Annotated in this window: 18 protein-coding genes and 1 tRNA gene; 4 read left to right on the forward strand and 15 right to left on the reverse strand. The window is 67.5% G+C overall.

The window, feature by feature from the left end:
* Positions 1-177: 177 nt before the first annotated feature.
* Positions 178-1,722 carry a polyprenol phosphomannose-dependent alpha 1,6 mannosyltransferase MptB gene (gene mptB, locus AB6732_RS04740; RefSeq protein WP_370958732.1) on the forward strand — a complete coding sequence of 515 codons (1,545 nt, stop codon included), beginning with the start codon at positions 178-180 and terminating at the stop codon, positions 1,720-1,722.
* A 135-nt stretch (positions 1,723-1,857) separates the two neighbouring features.
* On the opposite strand, the gene AB6732_RS04745 is transcribed toward mptB (AB6732_RS04740), so the two are convergent.
* Positions 1,858-3,141 carry a glycosyltransferase 87 family protein gene (locus AB6732_RS04745; RefSeq protein ID WP_370958734.1) on the reverse strand — a complete coding sequence of 428 codons (1,284 nt, stop codon included), beginning with the start codon at positions 3,139-3,141 and terminating at the stop codon, positions 1,858-1,860.
* Between the two features lie 9 nt (positions 3,142-3,150).
* Complete coding sequence (locus tag AB6732_RS04750; RefSeq protein ID WP_370959595.1) at positions 3,151-4,428, reverse strand: glycosyltransferase 87 family protein; 1,278 nt, start codon at positions 4,426-4,428, stop codon at positions 3,151-3,153.
* Positions 4,429-4,726: 298 nt separating this feature from the next.
* On the opposite strand from AB6732_RS04750, the gene mptB (AB6732_RS04755) reads away from it, so the two are divergent.
* On the forward strand, positions 4,727-6,235 hold the full coding sequence (gene mptB / locus AB6732_RS04755) for a polyprenol phosphomannose-dependent alpha 1,6 mannosyltransferase MptB (protein ID WP_370958736.1): 1,509 nt from the start codon (positions 4,727-4,729) through the stop codon (positions 6,233-6,235).
* A 71-nt stretch (positions 6,236-6,306) separates the two neighbouring features.
* Here mptB (AB6732_RS04755) and AB6732_RS04760 read toward each other — a convergent pair whose 3' ends face one another.
* The 4 genes from AB6732_RS04760 to AB6732_RS04775 form a co-directional block, all read right to left on the reverse strand.
* Positions 6,307-7,539: an MFS transporter gene (locus AB6732_RS04760; RefSeq protein WP_370958738.1), complete on the reverse strand. Its 1,233-nt coding sequence runs from the start codon at positions 7,537-7,539 to the stop codon at positions 6,307-6,309.
* Positions 7,540-7,600: 61 nt separating this feature from the next.
* A complete protein-coding gene (locus AB6732_RS04765) occupies positions 7,601-8,353 on the reverse strand; it encodes a YoaK family protein (protein WP_370958740.1) in 753 nt (250 codons plus the stop codon).
* 70 nt (positions 8,354-8,423) lie between these two features.
* Positions 8,424-10,244: a glutamine--fructose-6-phosphate transaminase (isomerizing) gene (gene glmS / locus AB6732_RS04770; RefSeq protein ID WP_370958742.1), complete on the reverse strand. Its 1,821-nt coding sequence runs from the start codon at positions 10,242-10,244 to the stop codon at positions 8,424-8,426.
* Positions 10,245-10,315: 71 nt separating this feature from the next.
* Complete coding sequence (locus AB6732_RS04775) at positions 10,316-10,576, reverse strand: hypothetical protein (protein ID WP_370958744.1); 261 nt, start codon at positions 10,574-10,576, stop codon at positions 10,316-10,318.
* Between the two features lie 559 nt (positions 10,577-11,135).
* On the opposite strand from AB6732_RS04775, the gene AB6732_RS04780 reads away from it, so the two are divergent.
* Both AB6732_RS04780 and AB6732_RS04785 read left to right on the forward strand, forming a co-directional pair.
* Positions 11,136-12,002 (forward strand): tyrosine-type recombinase/integrase, encoded by an 867-nt coding sequence (locus AB6732_RS04780; protein ID WP_370958746.1) that lies wholly within the window; start codon positions 11,136-11,138, stop codon positions 12,000-12,002.
* 19 nt (positions 12,003-12,021) lie between these two features.
* Positions 12,022-12,094, forward strand: a tRNA-Arg gene (locus AB6732_RS04785).
* Positions 12,095-12,132: 38 nt separating this feature from the next.
* Here the strand turns inward: AB6732_RS04785 and AB6732_RS04790 are convergent.
* The 9 genes from AB6732_RS04790 to AB6732_RS04830 form a co-directional block, all read right to left on the reverse strand.
* Positions 12,133-12,447 carry a hypothetical protein gene (locus AB6732_RS04790; protein WP_370958748.1) on the reverse strand — a complete coding sequence of 105 codons (315 nt, stop codon included), beginning with the start codon at positions 12,445-12,447 and terminating at the stop codon, positions 12,133-12,135.
* The gene (locus AB6732_RS04795) at positions 12,440-12,646 is read right to left on the reverse strand and encodes a hypothetical protein (protein WP_370958750.1); all 207 of its coding nucleotides are present in this window, start codon (positions 12,644-12,646) and stop codon (positions 12,440-12,442) included. Before AB6732_RS04795 ends, AB6732_RS04790 begins: the two co-directional genes overlap by 8 nt.
* A 9-nt stretch (positions 12,647-12,655) precedes the next feature.
* Positions 12,656-13,267 carry a hypothetical protein gene (locus tag AB6732_RS04800; RefSeq protein WP_370958752.1) on the reverse strand — a complete coding sequence of 204 codons (612 nt, stop codon included), beginning with the start codon at positions 13,265-13,267 and terminating at the stop codon, positions 12,656-12,658.
* A gap of 12 nt (positions 13,268-13,279) precedes the next feature.
* Entirely contained in the window at positions 13,280-13,717 is a 438-nt protein-coding gene (locus AB6732_RS04805) for a hypothetical protein (protein WP_370958754.1), read from the reverse strand.
* A 2-nt stretch (positions 13,718-13,719) separates the two neighbouring features.
* The gene (locus AB6732_RS04810) at positions 13,720-15,507 is read right to left on the reverse strand and encodes a hypothetical protein (RefSeq protein WP_370958756.1); all 1,788 of its coding nucleotides are present in this window, start codon (positions 15,505-15,507) and stop codon (positions 13,720-13,722) included.
* The gene (locus tag AB6732_RS04815; RefSeq protein ID WP_370958758.1) at positions 15,504-17,273 is read right to left on the reverse strand and encodes a hypothetical protein; all 1,770 of its coding nucleotides are present in this window, start codon (positions 17,271-17,273) and stop codon (positions 15,504-15,506) included. Before AB6732_RS04815 ends, AB6732_RS04810 begins: the two co-directional genes overlap by 4 nt.
* Before the next feature lie 112 nt (positions 17,274-17,385).
* A complete protein-coding gene (locus tag AB6732_RS04820) occupies positions 17,386-17,691 on the reverse strand; it encodes a hypothetical protein (RefSeq protein ID WP_370958760.1) in 306 nt (101 codons plus the stop codon).
* A gap of 1 nt (position 17,692) precedes the next feature.
* Positions 17,693-18,088: a hypothetical protein gene (locus tag AB6732_RS04825; protein ID WP_370958762.1), complete on the reverse strand. Its 396-nt coding sequence runs from the start codon at positions 18,086-18,088 to the stop codon at positions 17,693-17,695.
* 2 nt (positions 18,089-18,090) lie between these two features.
* A complete protein-coding gene (locus AB6732_RS04830) occupies positions 18,091-18,519 on the reverse strand; it encodes a hypothetical protein (RefSeq protein ID WP_370958764.1) in 429 nt (142 codons plus the stop codon).
* Positions 18,520-18,526 lie beyond the last annotated feature (7 nt).

Consider the following 18,526-nt stretch of genomic DNA (forward strand, 5'->3'; position numbering starts at 1 on the left):
GTGCGGCACAGCGGTGGACGAGCGGCACGGGGTCATGAGCTTCCCGCGCTTCCGGTGCGTGCGCTGATAAAATGGCGTCTGCAAAAGCAGGGGCCTGGCCGGACGGCCGATCGATCACCCCTGCCGGCACGCTGGGATGGAAGTGGTACGAACGGACGGGTGGCGGTGGTGACGGGGATGGCGGAGACGCAGGACGGAACCACCGTGGACAAACCGGCTCGCAGGCGTCGCCTTTCCTGGCGTGAGCCGTGGGCGGGCAGTGCCTGGCCGGCCATCGCCGAGGGGACCTTCGGGTCGTTCCTCATGTTCGCCGGTTCCGTCGGCATGGGGTGGATTGCTCCCGCGTCGCCCATGCTCCGGCACCCTCTGGTCATCTTCCTCCGCACCGACGGACAGGGGATCGCCGCCTCGACCCTGGCGCTCAGCCTCGGCGCCATGATCCTCATCCGCTCCTGGATCCGGCTGGGCCAGCGCCTGGGAGGCTGGGGGCCAGGTTCCCTCAAAGCGGTGGTCTGGGCGATCTCCCTGTGGGCGCTGCCCCTGTTCTTCGCCGTCCCGATCTTCTCGCGGGACATCTACGCGTACACGGGCCAAGGGCGGCTGGTGGCCGAAGGACTCGACCCGTACTCACAGGGCATCTCGTCCCTCAGCAACTGGTTCCAGCTGGGCGCGGACAAAGCCTGGGCGGAGAACCGCACCCCGTACGGGCCGTACTTCCTCTGGCTGGCCCGCGCCGTCGTCGGCATCACGGGAGCCCAGCCGGACTATTCCGTGCTGCTCTTCCGCGTGGTGGCGCTCATCGGCGTCGTGCTGTGCATCGTGTACGTCCCCAAGCTCGCGGCTCAGCACGGCATCAACCCGGGCAGGGCCCTGTGGCTCGCCGTCGCGAATCCGCTCTTCCTCATCAGCTTCGTGGCCAGCGCGCACAATGACGTGCTCATGGTCGGCCTGGCCGTGGCGGCCTTCTACTTCGCCTCGGTGGGTAAGCACGTGACGGCTCTGCTGCTCATCACAGGGTCGATCGGGGTGAAGATCATCACCGTGGTCTTCCTGCCTTTCCTGGGGCTCATGTGGGCCGGGAAGGGCGCCGGGTGGCTCCGCAAAGTGGTGTTCTGGGCCATCAGCGGGCTCGGGTCGCTCGCGATCCTCGTCGTCAGCGGAATCCCCTACAACCTGGGCATGGGTTGGCTGTTCGCCCTGACAGACCCCACCCCCGGCTACACCGGCTACGCCCCCTCGGGCTTCCTGGGGCAGCAGCTCGAGATGATCTTCAACGCGCTGGGCCTGCCCGGCGGTGACATCGCCACGGGCTTCCGGACCCTGCTCAAGGTGGGATCCATGGTGATCGCGGCACTGCTCATCCTGCGCGGCAAGCACGAGCATCTGGTGCGGCGGGCCGGGCTCGCCATGGCGTCGATCGTGCTGCTCTCGCCCATCATCCAGCCCTGGTACATCCTATGGTTCGTGCCGCTCCTCGCGGCCACGGGCATCCGCAACGACTGGCAGGTCAAGTCCCTCTACATCGTCGTGACCTTCTTCGTGGTGTTCGGCGCCCAGGACCAGCTCTCGGTCTACTCCTTCGTCCAGCTGGGCGTCCCGGTCACGTCGATCGCCTTCTTCGTGGCGCTCGGCATGACGGTGTACCTCGCCTTCCTCGACGTCCACACCCGCAAGGCCCTGTTCGGCGGCCGCCGGAACGACGGGAACTGGGGCGTCATCTGAGCCGCGCAGCGCGCGACTGAACGGGAGGCGCGGGCCCCGCCGGGGCACGGTGCCGGGAGACGGAACAGGACGACGACGGCGCGCTGGTGGCGCGCCGTCGTCGTCCTGTCAGAGGATGGTGGCCGAAGCCCTGGTTCAGAGAGCCGGGGCCGGGGCGTCCTCCACGCGCCGGGAGGCGCTGCGCCCGAGATCCAGCGTCCTCCGGATCGACCACACCAGCAGAACCACCAGCAGCACGTTCCGCAGGGTCAGCACGGCGGCCATGACCGGGTGCGCGTGGATCAGCGGCGTGTAGAAGAGCGGGTAGATCACGAAGGTGGTCAGGGCGATCACCATGAGGAGTGCCCCGGGGACCTTCCAGCGGTCCCAGTCGTGGGTCAGGCCGGCGATCACCACGGGCGCGAGCCAGATCATGAACTGGGGCGAGCCCACTTTGTTGAACACGATGAACGCGGCGGTCATGAGCAGCGCGCCCTCGAGGAACAGCTCCTCACGCTCGGCGCCCCGGCGCAGGGCCCAGATCAGGATCGCGGCCCCGCCGACGATCACCAGCAGGAACAGAGGCTGCATGAGCCAGGCGGCCACGGAGGCTCCCGGCCCGTAAACCTCGGAGGAATTGATCGCGACGTTGTCCGCGATGTGGGAGCCGGCGATCCCGAAGACGCTCAGCCACACCCAGGGGGTGGAGAAGGTCGCCTCCAGCTGCATGCCGCGCTCACCCTGCTGGAGCATGAAGTCGGCGATGTGGGAGAGGTTGCCCGTGCTCCACAAGCCTGCGGCGACCAGGGCCGTGACCACCACGCCCGTGACAAGGACTTTGAGCCGGTCCCGGCTGGCGATGATGATCGGCGCGATCACCGCGGCCGGCCAGACCTTGATCCACGTGGCGACGCTCAGGAGGGCGGCCGCGAGCACCGGGCGGCGCACCGCGGCGAGCAGACCCACCAGCACGATCGGCGCCACGACCCCCTCGACGCGGGCGAAGCTCAGGTAGCCCATGAACACCAGGAAGAACATCCACCACCAGGCCGGCGCGATGCCAGTCGTCCGGCGCGGACCGGACAGCAGAACCACGAGGGCCCACGCGTTCAGGGCGGTGATGAGCAGGAACCAGCCGAGCAGGTAGAGCGAGGGGCCGAAGACGTTCGCCAGGTGGATCGGGATCTGCGCCAGCGCGGGATAGACCCATGGGGTGATGGGCGCCATGCCGGGGCGGTCCGGAACCATCCCGGTCGCCCACTGGCGGTACTGCTCGGTGTCGCTGAAGGTGTCCCCCCGGAGGAAGAAGGACGCCATCCACGCCAGGAAGTAGCCGTGCACCACGGCGAAGCCCCACCAGACGCTGGCGCGGGTGCCGAACCAGGCCACGACGGAGGCGGGCAGGACACGGTCCCGCAGGGAGGTCAGACGATCCAGCATGGTCAGCTCCTAGGCCGCGGTGACGGCCGGGGCGGCGGTCTTGGCGTCGCGGCCCAGGACGTACAGGCGGTGGACGGAGATGACCAGGAGACCGACGAGCAGGAGGTTCCGGACCGTGAGGACCAGGGCCATGAGCGGATTGTTGTGGCTCAGCGCGTCGTAGAAGAGCGGGTAGATCAGGAAGGTGGTGATCGCGATCAGGATCAGCATGACGGCCGGCGTGCGCCAGGCCTTGAAGTCGTGGATCAGACCGAGCGCGACGGTCGGAGCCAGCCACACCATGAACTGCGGGGATCCCACCTTGTTGAACACGATGAACGCCGTGGTCAGGGCCAGCGCACCCGCGAGCAGCAGCTCGGTGCGGTCGATGCCGCCGCGCTGCTTGCCCTGGTGCAGGGCCCAGAACACCAGGCCGGTCACCACGAGGGCGGCGAGGACCAGAAGCGGCTGCATGAGGGCCGACATCACGGTGGTGCCGGGGCCGTCCACCTGCATGGAGTTGATGTCCGTGTTCATGTACATGTGGGAATCCCCGACTCCGAGCACGGAGAGCCACAGCCACGGCGTGGTGAACGTGGCTTCGAGCTGCATGCCGCGGTCGCCCTGCTGCGTCAGGAAGTTGAGAAGGCGGGGGAGCACACCGAGAGCGGCGGCGACGGCGGCGACACCCGCGGTGACCACCACACCACCGAGGATGACGCGGACGCGGTTCTTGACCACGGCGAACAGCGCCAGCATGACCGCGGCCGGCCACACCTTCATCCAGGTGCCGACGGCGAGGATCACCGAGGCGACGAACGGCCGGCGGACGCCGTGGATGAGGGCGATCAGAACGATCGGAGCGGTGAAGCCGTCCACTCGGGCGAAGCCGAGCCAGCCCATGAGGAACACGAAGCTGAGCCACCACCAGGCCGCCGTCATGGACTTCCGGTTCCGTCCCCAGTCGGTGAGCATCCCCAGCGCGACGCCGTTGAGCACCGTGATCATGAGCACCCACAGGAAGAAGAAGAGCGCGGGTCCGAACGCGTAGGCGATCGCCATCGGCGGCAGTGCCAGGATCGGGTACACCCAGGGGCTCGGGCCTGAGATGAGCTGGTCGTTGAACCCCGCGGCCACCCAGTCGCGGTAGATGAAGGTGTCGCTGAACGCCTCATTGCGTGTGGCGAGCACCAGGGCGAAGATCAGGAAGACCGCGTGGAGCACTCCGAAACCGGTCCAGAGACCGCGAGGGGTCGTCAGCCAGTCCTGGGCTCGGCGGGGGATGAGCCTTGTCCTGAGATCCGTCAGTTTCGAGAAGAAGGCGTCGGAGAAAATGGGCTTGTCCTTGTCTGCCAGCGAATGGGTCCACGGCCAACACGCGCGGCCTCGGCCTGGGCGTGGTGGTACGGAGACAGAGGCCCAGACGGTACATTTTATCCCAGTACCCTCGTCCCAGCCGATCTTGAGAACGCTCGGATAGCCTCGGTGGGGGTGCGGTGGCCTTCGGGTCCCGCTTCCGCCCGGGTGCCATGCGGTCACCGGGCCGGGCACGTGCCTTCCATCACGTGCCACAGATTCAGAGTGTCGGAAGGAACCAGGACTGCAGATGAGTGCGCCGAAGCCCGCTGGGGGCGGGGTCGAGGTGGCGTTGCGCCAGGGGCTGCTGGGATCGGTCCTGATGACCCTGGGTTCCGTGGGAGTCGGCTGGCTGGCCGGCACCAGCAGCGTCCTGATCCGCACCTGGCCGTTCATCGTCGCGCGCACCACGCTGCCCGCCGTCGTCGTGTGCACCGTCCTGCTGTGCGCCGGCGCCGTGCTGCTCCTGCGCGCGTGGCTGCGGCTCGGCCAGAAGGTCGGGGAGTGGACCCCGGAGACGCGGCCGCTGCTGAAAAGGGCGCTCTGGTACTGGGTGACCCCGATGGTCTTCGCGGTGCCGCTGTTCAGCCGGGACATGTACGCGTACATCGGGCAGGGCCGCCTCATGCTGGAGGGCCTCGATCCGTACACCAACGGGATCTCCTCGCTGAGCAACTACTTCAACCTGGGCCCCGACACCCTCTGGACCGAGGCGCCGACGCCGTATGGTCCGCTATGGCTGTGGATCGAGTTCGGGACCGTGCTCGTGTCCGGCGGGATCCCCGAACCGGCGCTGCTGCTCTTCCGGCTCGCCGGGGTGCTCGGCGTGGTCCTGCTGTACATCTACCTGCCGCGCATCGCCGCCCTGGTCGGCCTCAACCCGGAGCGCACGCTCTGGCTCGTGGTGCTGAACCCGGTGCTCCTGATCAACTTCGTCGCGAGCGGTCACAACGATTCCCTCATGATGGGCCTGGTCGTGGCCGGCCTGTATTACGCCGCGACCCGCCGGGCCGTGCGCGGAGTCATCCTGATCACCGCGTCGATCGCCATCAAACCCATCACCATCCTCGCCCTGCCCTTCGCCGGCCTCCTGTGGGCCGGACGTGACGCGCGCTGGCCGCGCCGCCTGCTCTGCTGGGGCGCGACGGCGGGCATCTCCCTGGGTCTGCTGGCGGTGGTCGGGTATCTGAACGGGCTGGGTTTCGGCTGGCTGGGCGCCCTCCAGACGCCGGGCGCGGTCTGGATCTGGTTCGCGCCGGTGGGGCTGGTCGGGCACGCCGTCGGCTTCGCGGTGCAGCTGCTCGGGGGATCGGGCGACCCTGTCACCGACGTCATCCTCACCATCGGCAAGGTCGTTTCCGTCCTGGTGGTGCTCTGGCTCGTGTTCCGCTGGCCCCGGAAGGACCAGGACTTCACGCGGGAGATCCTGCGGAACAACGCCTGGGCCTTCGCCGCGGTGGTGGTCCTCGCCCCGGTGATCCAGCCCTGGTACATGGTCTGGCTGCTGGTCTTCTTCGGCATGACCGGGATCGCGGAGGGCTGGCAGCTGCGCCTGGTCTACTACCTGACGGTGTTCTTCGTGCTGATCGCCCTGACCGACCAGCTGAGCGTGTTCGGCTGGATCCCGTTCGGGATGCCTGTGGCACGGGGCGTCGCGATCGCGGTCGGTGTGGTGCTCGTGCTGCACCTGATTTACACGGACCGGAAGACGCATCACCTCTTCAACGCGCCGCGACCGCGGAAGCGCAAGGCCGACTGACCTCCGGGGCTACGTTCCGCGCGGTGAAGCGGGCTGTGGTCCGGGCGGCGGGGCGTGGTCAGCGACCGGCTTCAGCGACCGGGCGCGGTGTCCACGGGATCCGCGGACTGGAGCTTGCGTGAGTCCGGGACCAGTGCCCAGGTGAGTGTGGCTGCAGCGAGCAGCGCGGCAGTGACGGAGAACGCCCAGCCGAAGCCCGCGGCGTCGAGCAGCGCCCCCGCGATGAGCGGACCGAGCACGCCGCCCAGGTCGCTCGCCATCGAATAGGCCGCCACCACGTTGCCGCCACGGCGCTGCGCCAGGACGTCCGCGAGCACGGCCTGCTGCGCCGGATTGACGAGCGCCGAGCCCATGCCCGCGATCACCATGAGAGCCAGCGTGGCCCACAGGATCGGGACGGCGGGAACCAGCAGATACACCGCGGTCATGAGGAGTAGCCCGCTGATGAGCAGCGGTTTGCGGCCCATCGTGTCGCCCCAGCGTCCGGCCGGGAAGATGAGCGCCGCATTGCCCGCCGCATAGGCGGCCAGAACCCAGGCCGCCGTCGCCGGGTCGCCGTGCAGACCGACGACGACGAAGATCGGGATCACGGACACACGCACCCCGAAGGACGTCCAGCCGAAGGCGAACACGGACAGGAGCAGGGCACGGTACTGGGGGATGACCAGAGCGGTCCGGAACGCCACCGGCGCCTCGGCCCCGGGCAGAGGCACGCTCCGCGCCGCGTGGCTAGAACCGCGGAGGGCGATCGCGACCACGGTGGCCGCCGCCAGCAGGGTGAAGAAGTAGAACACGAACGGCGCGCGCAGCCCGAAGGCCGTGACGATGCCGCCGAACACGGGTCCCAGCAGGCCACCCAGCAGGAATCCGGCGGCGTTCAGACTCGCGACCCGGGCGCGTGCGTCGGGCGGGCTCACCTTGATGAGCAGGGCGGTCGCGGCGATGGTGAAAAGGGCGGAGCCGATGCCACCCGCTCCCCGGAGCACGAGGAACTGGGCGTAGTCCACGGCGAGGGCGGACGCGCCGGTGGACAGTGCGACGATCAGGATGCCCGTGATGTAGGTGCGGCGTTCGCCGAAGCGGTCGATCACCCGGCCGGCCACGGGGGCGGAGACCACCCGCATGAGAGCGAAGGCGCTGACGATGGCGGACGCTGCGAAATTCGAGACCCCGAACTCCAGCGCGAACTGGGGGATGACCGGCGCCACCACCCCGTAGCCGAGGGCCACCGTGAATCCTCCGGCCACGAGGGCCCAGACTTCGAAGGGCAGCCGGGTCTTCCGCGGTTCGGGGGTGTTCAGCACCAGTCGATCTTAGCCGGGCCGTCCGTCACGGGGAGTTCAGGCCGGCCCCTCCCGATCCCGCTCAGGCCGGCTTCTTCGTCCATCCGGCGGTGATGCAGCGGGAACGTGCCGCCCACAGCGTGACCCCGCCCAGCAGGAGCGTGGCGCAGACCAGGACCCAGCGGCCCTGCCCCGATTCGATGAGCAGCACTCCGGCCAGCCCGCCTCCGAACATCGCCAGCACCGAGAGGAGCCTCCTGCCGATCCGGCCGTCCCGGCCGCCCGCGATCCTGCTGTCCGCACCCATGCCGGTGAGCGTCATGGTCAGCACCGTCGTGGTGAGGTCCGGGACGCCGAGACCGCGCGCCGTCGCGTTCTGGAGGCCCATGGCGACCCCGAGGATGACGATCAGCACCGCCAGAAGCACGCCGTCATAGGAATCCCTGGGTGACGCCACCGGCGTCACCCAGGTCAGGATCACGGCGACGGCGAGCAGCGCGGTCTGGGTGGCCGCCCCCGCGAACAGATGGCGGCCGCGATGCCCGCCCGACACCGCGCCGATCCTCCCGCCGAGCAGCGCCCCGAGCAGGAAGGTGACCACCGCGAGGAGCGACGCCCACCAGAGGAAGCCCGGCGCCCCGCCCAGGGCGAAGGACAGGAACACGACGTTGCCGGTCATGTTCGCCACGAAGACCCGGCCCAGTTCGAGGTAGCTGAACGCGTCGACCAGGCCCGTCACGACGGTCAGGAGCACCAGCATCGGGGCGAGCGGGCCGTGGGGATCGTCCGGGCGGGGCCGGACCGTGTGCCACGCGTCGCGCCAGAGAGTGCTCATGAGGGCTCCTGTTCCTTCAGCTCGTTTCTTCGGCCCGTTCCTTCGGCCCGGCCGGTCCTGGTCACTCGACTTACTCGACGGTGACGGACTTCGCGAGGTTCCTCGGCTTGTCCACATCATGACCCAGAAGGACCGCCACCTGGTAAGCGAGCAGCTGCGTCGGGATGGTGAGGAGGATCGGGTCCAGCTCCGGCTCGTTCTTCGGGACCACGATCTTCTGCGCCTTCAGGTGCCCGAGCTCGACGGAGTCGTGGGTGATGGCCACGAGCGGTCCCTTGCGGGCGAGCACCTGCTCGGCCGCGGCGACGTTGCGGTCGGTCAGCATGTCATCCGGGATCACCGCGATGGTGGGCATCTGCTCATCGATGAGGGCCAGCGGGCCGTGCTTGAGCTCGCTCGTCTGGTACGCCTCCGCGTGGATGTAGCTGATCTCCTTGAGCTTCTGTGCGCCTTCCCGCGCGACCGGGAAGCCGCGCACCCGGCCGATGTAGAACACGCTGCGCGCCTTCGCGATCTCCTGGGCGAGCGCTGTCACCTGGCTGGCGTCGTCGAGGATCGCCTTCACCTGCTCCGGGATGCGCTGCAGACCGCGCAGAATGCGCTCGCCCTCGGCGTGCGAGAGGTCGTGGAGGCGGCCCAGGTGCAGGGCGAGCAGGGCGAACGCGAGGGCCATGTTGGTGAGCGCCTTGGTGGAGGCCACTGAGATCTCCGGGCCTGCGTGCAGGTAGATGCCGCCGTGCACGGTCCGGGCGATCGTGGAGCCGACCACGTTGACGACGCCGATCACGCGCCCGCCCTTGCGCTTGATCTCCTCGACGGCGAACGCGGTGTCCGCGGTCTCGCCACTCTGGCTCACGACCACGTAGAGCGTGTCCGGTTCGATGATCGGCTGACGGTACCGGAATTCGGACGCGGCCTCCGCGTCCGCGGGGATGCGGGCCAGGTCCTCGATCAGCTGGGCGCCCAGCTGGCCGACGTAGTAGGCGGAGCCGCAGCCCAGGATCTTCACCCGGCGGAAACCGCGCAGTTCCCGGGGGTCCAGGCCGAGGCCGTCCAGGCGGGCGGTTGCGAAGCGCTCATCCAGGCGTCCGCGCAGGACCATGGCGGCCGCGTCGGGCTGCTCGTGGATCTCCTTGAGCATGTAGTGCTGGTAACCGCTCAGTTCCAGGTCCTCGGCGGCGACGCTGATCTCCACGGGCTCCCTGCTCGTGGGGCTGTTGCCACGGTCGAACGTCCTGAATCCGGTGGCCGTGACGGTGGCGAGCTCGCCGTCCTCCAGGTGCACCACCTGATTGGTGTGGCGGACGAGAGCTGCCACGTCGCTGGCCACCAGCATCTCCTTGTCCCCGATCCCGATGATGAGCGGGGAGCCGCTCCGGGCCAGGACGATGCGGTCCGGGTGCTGTTCGTCGAGCACGGCCAGCGCATAGGTGCCGGTGATCTTGCCCAGGGCTTCGAGGACCGATTCTTCAAGGGTCCCCGCGGTGGAACGGGCCACCAGATGCGCGATCACCTCGGTGTCGGTCTCGCTCGTGAAGGTCACGCCGGCGTCCGTGAGCTGCGCTCGCAGGCCGGCGGCGTTGTCGATGATGCCGTTGTGAACCACGCTGATCCGGCCGTCCTGGCTCCGGTGCGGGTGTGCGTTCTCCTCGACGGCGGGGCCATGGGTCGCCCAGCGGGTGTGGCCGATCCCCGCCTTGCCGGCCAGCCGCTTGGGGAGCGCCGCCTCGAGCTGGCGCACGCGGCCGACCTGGCGGACCGTCGTCGTGCCCTTGCTGCCGACGACGGCGATGCCCGCCGAGTCGTAGCCGCGGTACTCGAGGCGGGTCAGGCCTTCGATGAGGATGGGCGCGGCCGGATGGTGGCCGATGTATCCGACGATTCCGCACATGGGGGAGTCTCCTGGGGGTCGAGGGGGTGGGTGGTGCTGGGTGCTGGGTGGCTTCGCCGGGCGGTGCCGGCTCAGCCGTAGATCATGCGGCGCAGCTGCCGGACCGAGAGGTCGGGCGCCGCGAAGGGGCGGTCCTTGAGTTCGGCCGCGATGAGCTCGAACGCTTCGGTGTTGCGGGTGCCGTGGACCTGCAGTTCCGCGTGCCGGCGGCGGACGTAGCTGTCGACGGTTTCGGAGTGCACGGCGAGGACGTCCTCGATCACCCGGGCCGCGACGGACTCGGGCAGGCCCGTGGAGCCGGCGATCCGGCGGACGAGGTCGTGGTCAGGCATATAGGGAGTATTGCGCTCATCCACTGCGAGTGGCAAAAATCTGCCCGGATTCGGGCAAGATATGGCGATTGGTGGCGGTTTTGGCTCATGGAAGGCGCCGTGGCCGAGAGGTTTCGGCAGGAAAGGGCGGAACGCGAGATGCCCGGGCCTCCGGTGAAAGGAGGCCCGGGCATCCGGGCTGCGTGCCCCTGGAGGGAGTCGAACCCCCGACCGTCGGATTATATGGACGAGGGTTCAGACGAGCCGGAGAACGTGATCACGGTCGACTTCTGGCCAGTGGCGCCGGCTGACGATTTGGAGCGTGCGGCGTGAGGCGGGCGTGGTCGTGGCTCAGGAGGTTCGGGGCTTGGCTGACCGGGACGCGGCCGGCTGACCGGGTGCACAGGCGCGAGGATGGGCCTGTCGTGCTTGATCCCGACGTGCCCGAGGTGGTGAGGGTGAAGGGAACAAACCGGGAGGCCGGTATTGGTTAAAGGTTCAACACTAGTACACGCCCACATATCACGTGGGCGTGTATTTTTGTGCCACGACACGCCCAATCGCACTGACATGGGGAGACATGAACACTGAGGAGACTTTGAGGTACTGGACCGCCTACATGCGCACGGCGGACTTGGCGGAGCGGACGATCCGGGAGCGGCTGATCTTCATTCGGCACGTGGATCGGGAAACGTCGGGCATCTACTCCGTGACTAAGCGGGAGCTGATTGAGTGGATCGGCGCTCAGCGCTGGTCGAACTCCACGCGGGTTCACCGGCGGTCGGGTCTGAACACGTTCTTCGCGTGGATGCAGGAAGAGGGGCTCAGGGCGGATAACCCGGCCTATCAGTTGCCCAAGGTGCAGATGGCGCCGCGCGATCCGCGCCCGTTCCACGTGGACGAGATTGAGGCGCTGCTGTCGTCCGGCATCTACCGGCGTACTCGGGTGATGGTGGCGCTCTACTACTACGTGGGACTTCGGGCGTCTGAGATAGCCGCTGTGCACGGCGGAGACGTGGATTGGAGGCGTCAGACGCTCACGACGGTAGGCAAGGGCAACAAGACGAAAGAGCTGCCGATACCGGCGGCGCTGTGGGAGATCGTGCAGGACATGCCGAGGGACGCCTATTGGTTCCCGAACCATCAGGCGAATCGGAAGTTCGCGGCCGGCGAGGGGCACATCACAGGCCAATCCGTGTCGGCCGTCCTGAGTGACGCGATCCGCCGCGCCGGCCTCAAACACCGGCCGCATGACCTGCGCGCGGCGACGGCCACGGAGATGAACCGGCACGGCGTGAGCGCCTTCGTGATCCAAGGTGGGATGCGTCACGAGCGCATGGACACGACGAATCACTACCTGAAGGTGGACCTCGAACAGATCAGGGCCGGCTATGAGACGCTGCCCGTTGTGAGTATGCCGGCGAGGTCAGGGCGCCGGGCGGCATGATCTAGACTGGTGGGCGCCTGCCCCTGTAGCTCAGAGGATAGAGCAGTGGCTTTCTAATCCAACGGTCGGGGGTTCGATTCCCTCCAGGGGCACGTCAGAGCGGCCCGCGTTTCGACGCGGGCCGCTCTTGTCACATGGCGCCGGATTTCGTGGCGATCACCACGCCCAGAATGGCGAGGACAACCGCGCCGATCACGATGCGTTGGAACCATTTTTGCCAGTCCTCAAGCACCTGCAGACGGGCGGTGAGGGCTGACACCTGCAGGTTGACCGCTGCGATATCGGCGTCGTGTTTGGCGCGTAGACCTTCCTCGACGCGCTGCACGTCTCGCCAGGAGGTCAGGTTGTCCAGCTTGTCCCGAACGGCGTGTACCTCACCAGACAAGCTCTTGATGTGCCGGGACAGCTCCCCGAGGGTCACGGCGCTGTCCTCGCTCTCAGCCATCCTCACCACCGCCGGCGGCGTGCCGGCCACGGGTCGGCACGACGGCGCCGGAGACGGCCGTACAGAGTACGGTGATGGCGCCCTCCACGAGGTCGGGAATGTCGATGTGCGTTGCTGTCTCGAATCCCCATATGAGGATGACGGCCAGGGCGGCGCCGGCCGTGCTGGCGGTCGTGACGGGACCGATTGCGCGGGTCATGGGTTCCTTTCAAGCGAGCTGCGCGCCCGTGCCGGGAGCGACGTAGATTTGCACGCGGCCGTAGTCGCGGGTGTCGATCAGGGCCACGGTTCCGGGGATCGTCCAGCCCTTCACCTGATAGGTCAGGCCGCCGAACTTGGACGGGTAGAGGTACCCCACCTGATTACCCTTCACCGGCGCCACGCCCTGCGGGTAGACGGCCCACTGAGTGGCGGAGGCCGGCAGCGTGAGGTTCCCGACTTGGCCGGCGCGGAGCGTCTTGAGTCGCAGCGCGCCGATGATGCCGGCGCGGTTGAGGCGCTGCGTCCGGCATGGGCCGGGGTTCTGCGAGAGGAACAGCGACGTTTCGCCCTGGTCGGCGCCGAGGTACAGGGCGACGTGGCCGGGCCAGCCTCCCCAGATGCACTGGTCGCCGGGCTGCAGCTGCCCGGTGATCTTCTCGTAGTCGTCCCAATTCAGTTTCCAGAGGTCGGAAGCGCCGGGCGCGGCGTACTGTTCGCCGTTGCCGCATTCGCGGTTGAACGCCCAGAACTCCGCCACGCATTCGGCGGTGGTGTAGCCGGGGATGAGGATTTCCCGGCCGTCGTACTTGTTGACGAACTGCTGGAGCGTGAGTGCCATGATGTGCCCTCCTTAGGCGTTGGGGATGAAACGGTTGATGTTCAGGAACGTCGGGTTGGCCGCGCCACTGAGGTAGGAAAGGGTGTCGGTCGTGCCGGCGGAGGCGTTGACGGCGAACAGCACGGCGCCGTAGCCGCCGGAGGTGTGGACGGTGATCATGTCGCTAAAGCCGGGCCGGGTCTTTCCCTGTTCGGTGCCGGCGGGGTAAGTGATTGATGCGATCTGTGAGCCGGCGGCGCCGCCCTTGATCATGCCGGCCAGACGCCAGCCGCCGGCCTCAGAACGGACCCATAGGCCGTTTCGGTACTGACCGCCGCCCACGTAGTCTTGCCAGCCGTTCAGCAGGGTGAGTTTCGTCCACGCGCCGGGGGTGAGGGCGTCGCTCCATAGCTTCGTCTGATAGAGGGTGTCGGAGTCTTCGAGGGCGGGGAATCCGTTGATTGGCTTCATGGTTAGCGGCCCTTCGGGGATGCGGTGCGGACTTGGGAGAAGGTCACGGTGTCGGACTTGGCGAACGTCAGGGAGCTGAGTTCGGGGTCGGCCTGAACTTCGGAGAACATGACCGCTCGCGCCCACGTCGATTCGTAGGGTTCGAGCTTGAGGGTCAGGCTGGGAGACTTCCCGAACACGGGCTTGAGGCCGTGCACGCGGTGAAGGTTCCCGATCCCATCGGGAGGGTCGGGAATCCTCACGACGGCGGCAAAGCCGGTCACGGAGTCGAGCAGCGCGTCGATACCGTTCTGCGCCGGCATGGCCTTGAGGACCACCACGGCATCCTGTGAGAGGCGCGGGCGGGGGGAGCCCTGCAGAGCAGTGATGGCACGCGCCCGTTCTGCAGCCGGACCTTCCGGCGCCGGTAGGTCGGTGTCAGAGGTGCGGGACATGGGGCCGAACTGGTTGACGCTGGCGGTATTCACAAAGTCGATTGCGGCGTCCTCCTGCGCCGTCGTGTCCCGCCATCCAAGCCGGTACTGATTCGTCAGGTCGTTCGAGTCGAGCGAGATATCAGAACGCTGGATGCAGCCCGCGGGGAGGTCGTAGACCCGGCCGGCGACGATCTGCGCCTTACCCGTGGCAGGGTTCACGGCGAGCCGGTCAACGTACAGGGGCAGCTTCGCCGGCGTCACCATGTCGTAGGCCGTGGCCGAGCCAGTGCTAACCTCGCCCGTCGACGCGTAGACGCGCTGGATGCAATCAAGCGCGGACTGACTGTCCACGTCGCGGGGCGCGAGCAGCTGATAGATGGCCGGCCCTGTGAAGCTCAGCAGCGATCCACGATCCTGCGCCGCTTGGGCAATGCGGAACGCACGGTTCCCGCCGGACTCCGCCGGCCACGGCTCGCTGCCCACGCGGATGCGGCCGGCGGCGCCGGAAGCGTCGGCAACGCTGATCTTGTACCGTCGCAGCGCCGGCCGGAACTCCCTTTCATCCCAGCCGGTCACGTCTACAGCCTGCGTCATGTCCAGCCCGACGACGCGCACACCGGCGCCGCTGACCGGGCGTACCGAGGCATGGAACACCAGACGGAAACGCTGCGCTCCCGGCCACATCACGTCGCCGAAGTGACGGAGGTACCACTTGTCAGTCTGGTTATCCGTGGTCGTCAGGCGCTTGTCGTACAGCTCCCACGAGCCGGTGACGGCGCCGCCGGCGTCCAGTTCCTCCACGGTAACGGCCACGTCCCACGGCACATCGAACACGTCCTGCGTGTAGGAACCGAGCTGATACATCGCGTCCGGGGTAGCCGTCATGATCGGAGACACGGCCCAGAGGTGGTGCGTTCCGGCGCCGGGCGGAACGGGTACGGTCACGTTCATGCGCCGGCCGGTCTGCTGCACCGGGAGCGCCGTGGCGCCGGCCCGATCCGTCCCGTACAGGAATGCCCAGCCGGCGGCCGGGACAAGGTTCAAGATGTCGCCACGGTTCTCCTGGTCGTAGTAGTTCACGGACTCCACGCGGCCACGGAATACCGGGCCGCCGCCGAGGAATCCGCCGGCGCCGTCGCTGACCGTCAGGGCGAGGGAGACGAGCGTCTGCAAGGTCGGGTAGAGGTGGGCGTGTGTGCGGGGGATGATCACCTCAGCCGTGAGCGTCGCGGGGTCGAGGTTGTCAGCGCACGACTCCGCGCCCCACTCATAGGACAGCGGGGAAAGCACGGTCGGGACCATGCCGCGAGTCTTGACCGACGGCGACAGCTCGTAACGGTTCAGGGAAAGCGTCGCCTGATCGAACCGGATCACAGCGCCTCCCCGTTCGACAGACGGCCCGTGCGGCGCATGGCCTGAGTCAGCACGGATTCGATCTGACGGCCCACGGCCACCGGGTCAAGGGCGCCTTCCACGTTCACAGTGATGTAGGTGTTGCCCCGGCCGGCGGCGGATAGCTGCGCGCCGGACGAGCCGTCACCTGCGACCCCGAGCGACACAGACGGGGCCAGCCCGTCGATGCCGAGGATTCGGCCGGTGATGGCTTTGAGCTGACGGTCCAGTGGTGTCATGCCGTCTTTGAGCCCACCGATGAGGCCGGCCATAATGGCCTGTCCGGCGGGCGTCAGAAGACGTCGGTCATAGCTGATCGGGCCTTTGTGCTGTGCGATCCAGTCAGCGATGCCGCCCACGAAATTTTGCACGTTGCCCCACATGGACTGCAGGCCGCCGAGGAGTCCGTTCATGATGGCCTGTCCGGCGCCGGTCAGGAGCTGGCTCAGGTCGCCGAGGCCGCGCATGATGCTGCCAGGGATCATCCCGAAGTAGCGTTCGACGGTCTGGTTGATGTTGCGCACCAAGTTCAGCGCCGTGTCCTTCATGGCATTCCAGGCGCCGGACCAATCGCCCCGCATCGCGGCCGTGACGGTCTTCAGCAGACCGGCGATGAAACCGAGCGTCGTTTTGATGACGGCGCCGGCTACTTGGAAGGTCTGCGACACGATTGGCGCCAGAATCTTGATGACCGGCACGATTTCGCGCAGCACCTCGATGAACGGAGGTACCACCTCCTTAGCCAGGTCTACGAGGGTCGGGCCGAGTTCGGAAGCGAGTTCCGCGACGAGCGGCACGACGGCGGACACGAGGCTTACGGCAAGGGGCGCGATTTGCTTGAACAGGCCCGCGAACTGGGGTATCAGAGGGGTGACCTGTTTGAACGCTTCCTGCAGCGGCGCCATCGCTCCCGTCGTGCCGGTGAGGGCGCCCTGCGCGCCGTTGGCGCCGAGCGAGTCCGTGAACTGCTTGACCACGGGCAGGACGTTCGTGTTGATGAAGCCGAACACCTGCGTGAGGATCGGCAGCAGCAGCGTGCCGAGGGTCGTAATGATGTTGTCCCACTGAGCTTTCGCCCGGGCCTGCTGCCCCTGCAGCGTGTTCGATTCCTTCGCGAAATTGCCGTGGGCGTCGGCGGTCTGCTTCATGATCAGGGAGAGCGTCGCAGCCTGGGAGGCTTCCTCCGAGAGGCTGCCGCCTACCTTCTTGAAGCCGAGCGCGGCGGCTTCGGCGTCGATCTTCGCCTGAGTGAGGGAGACGCCGTAACGCTCGATGGGGTCACGCTCGCCCTTGAGGGCCGAGGACAGCGCCTCAACGGCCTCCTTGCTGGTGCCACCGAACATGGACGCGAGGTCTGCACCGAGGGTAATGAGCTGGTTCGTTTTCGGGGCGAGCTGATCCATAGCGGTCCCGCCATTTTTCAGCTGCGTACCGATCAGCGTGCCGAGTTCGTTGAACTCGTTCTTCGTCAGGCCCACGGCGGTCGCGGCTTGCTCAGACCACTTGAGCATCTGCCCGGAGGAGCCTTTGAACACGGTCTTGATGGCGCCCTGCGACTGCTCCAAGTCGCCGGCCATCTTCACGGCCTTCGTGCCGTACTCCACGAGCTTGGCGCCGCCGTAGGCGATGGCGGCGACGCCTGCCGCCTTGACGAGGCCGCCCACGGCGCCTGTTGCCTTGCCGATGCCAGACACTGCGTCCTTCGCATCGGAGACGATGCGCACGGCCAGAATGGCGCTCTTAGCCACGGGCGGGCCTCCTACTCGTCAGGGGTGAGCAAATCGAACATGGTGAGCAAATCCGCCTCGTTCTCCTGTTCGAGGACGGACGGCGGGATGCCCGTTTGAAGCGATAGCCAAATCAGCTCTCGTCGGCCGGTGCCGACTGGGTAGGCCCCAGGCCCGGCACGTCTTCGTACGTGATCCACGCGTCGAACGTGGCGGCGGTGAACTCGTCGAAGGTCTGTTCGTGAGCGCCGGCCTGCTTGGATGCGTGCCATGCGAAGAACAGGTTCAGGGTGAACGGCTTTTCGTCGGCGTCCCAGCCGCGCGCCTTCGCCGTCTTTTCGTACTGCAGCTTGCTTGCGATCCCGACACGGTACGGGCCGTGAATATCGCCGTCCTTGGTCTCGTAGTAAGCGGTGCTGCGCTGCGGGGTGTTGAGCATGTCAGATTCCTTTGACGTTGTTGATGATGGATTGCAGGTCACGGAGGTAGATCGGCAGCCATGTCGGCTGCGTGTTCGCCGCTGCGGTGGTGATGAAGTTCGAGCCGCCGTAATGCCCGCGCGGCGCGGAGCCGGTGGGCCATCCCCAGTTGTTAGGGCCGGCGTAGGGGGTCCGCTTGTAGCCGGCGCGCACGACGCCGGCGAGGGCGGTCCCGGTCGAACGGATGGTGCTCACAAGCGTCCCGGTCACACGGGGCGCCGTGGTGCGGGCAGCGGCCGCGACGGTGGCCGCTGCCCGCGCGTTGGCGTCCTTCAGGTCTTGCATGTCCATGCCGGCCTGCCGGAGCGTGGCGCGTAGCCGTGTCGCTCCCCGGACCTCGACCTGAGGGCGTGCCATGACTACGGGCCTTCGTTGACGGGCACGTAGTCCCAATCAGCGACGACGGGGAACTCGAAGTCGTTTTCGTTGCGGGTCTTCACGTCGCCGCCGGAGCCAATGGGGCGAATCTTGACCCGGCCGATGATCTTGTAGGCGTTGGTCGTGCTTTCGTTGGGCACGAACTCGAAGGGCAGTTCCTTGCCGGTGTTCTTCTTCGCCCAGACGGCCAGCGACTGCATGTCGTAGCTGTCCAGCACGGAGCCGGTGAGGTTGGCCTTGATCGTGTCGTCGCCGGCCAGTTCCTCGCCGGACAGGACGGGGATCGGGTCTTCGGTGTCCACATCCGGTTCGAGCTGGCACTTGCGCAGCTGCGAGCCGAATTCCTGCACGGTGCCGGTCTCGCCGATGGTGAGCCGGCCGGGGCCGAGCTTGTCGCTCTTGATGGGCATTGGGTTC

Source organism: Arthrobacter sp. RCC_34 (assembly GCF_041360795.1).
GTDB lineage: Bacteria > Actinomycetota > Actinomycetes > Actinomycetales > Micrococcaceae > Arthrobacter_E.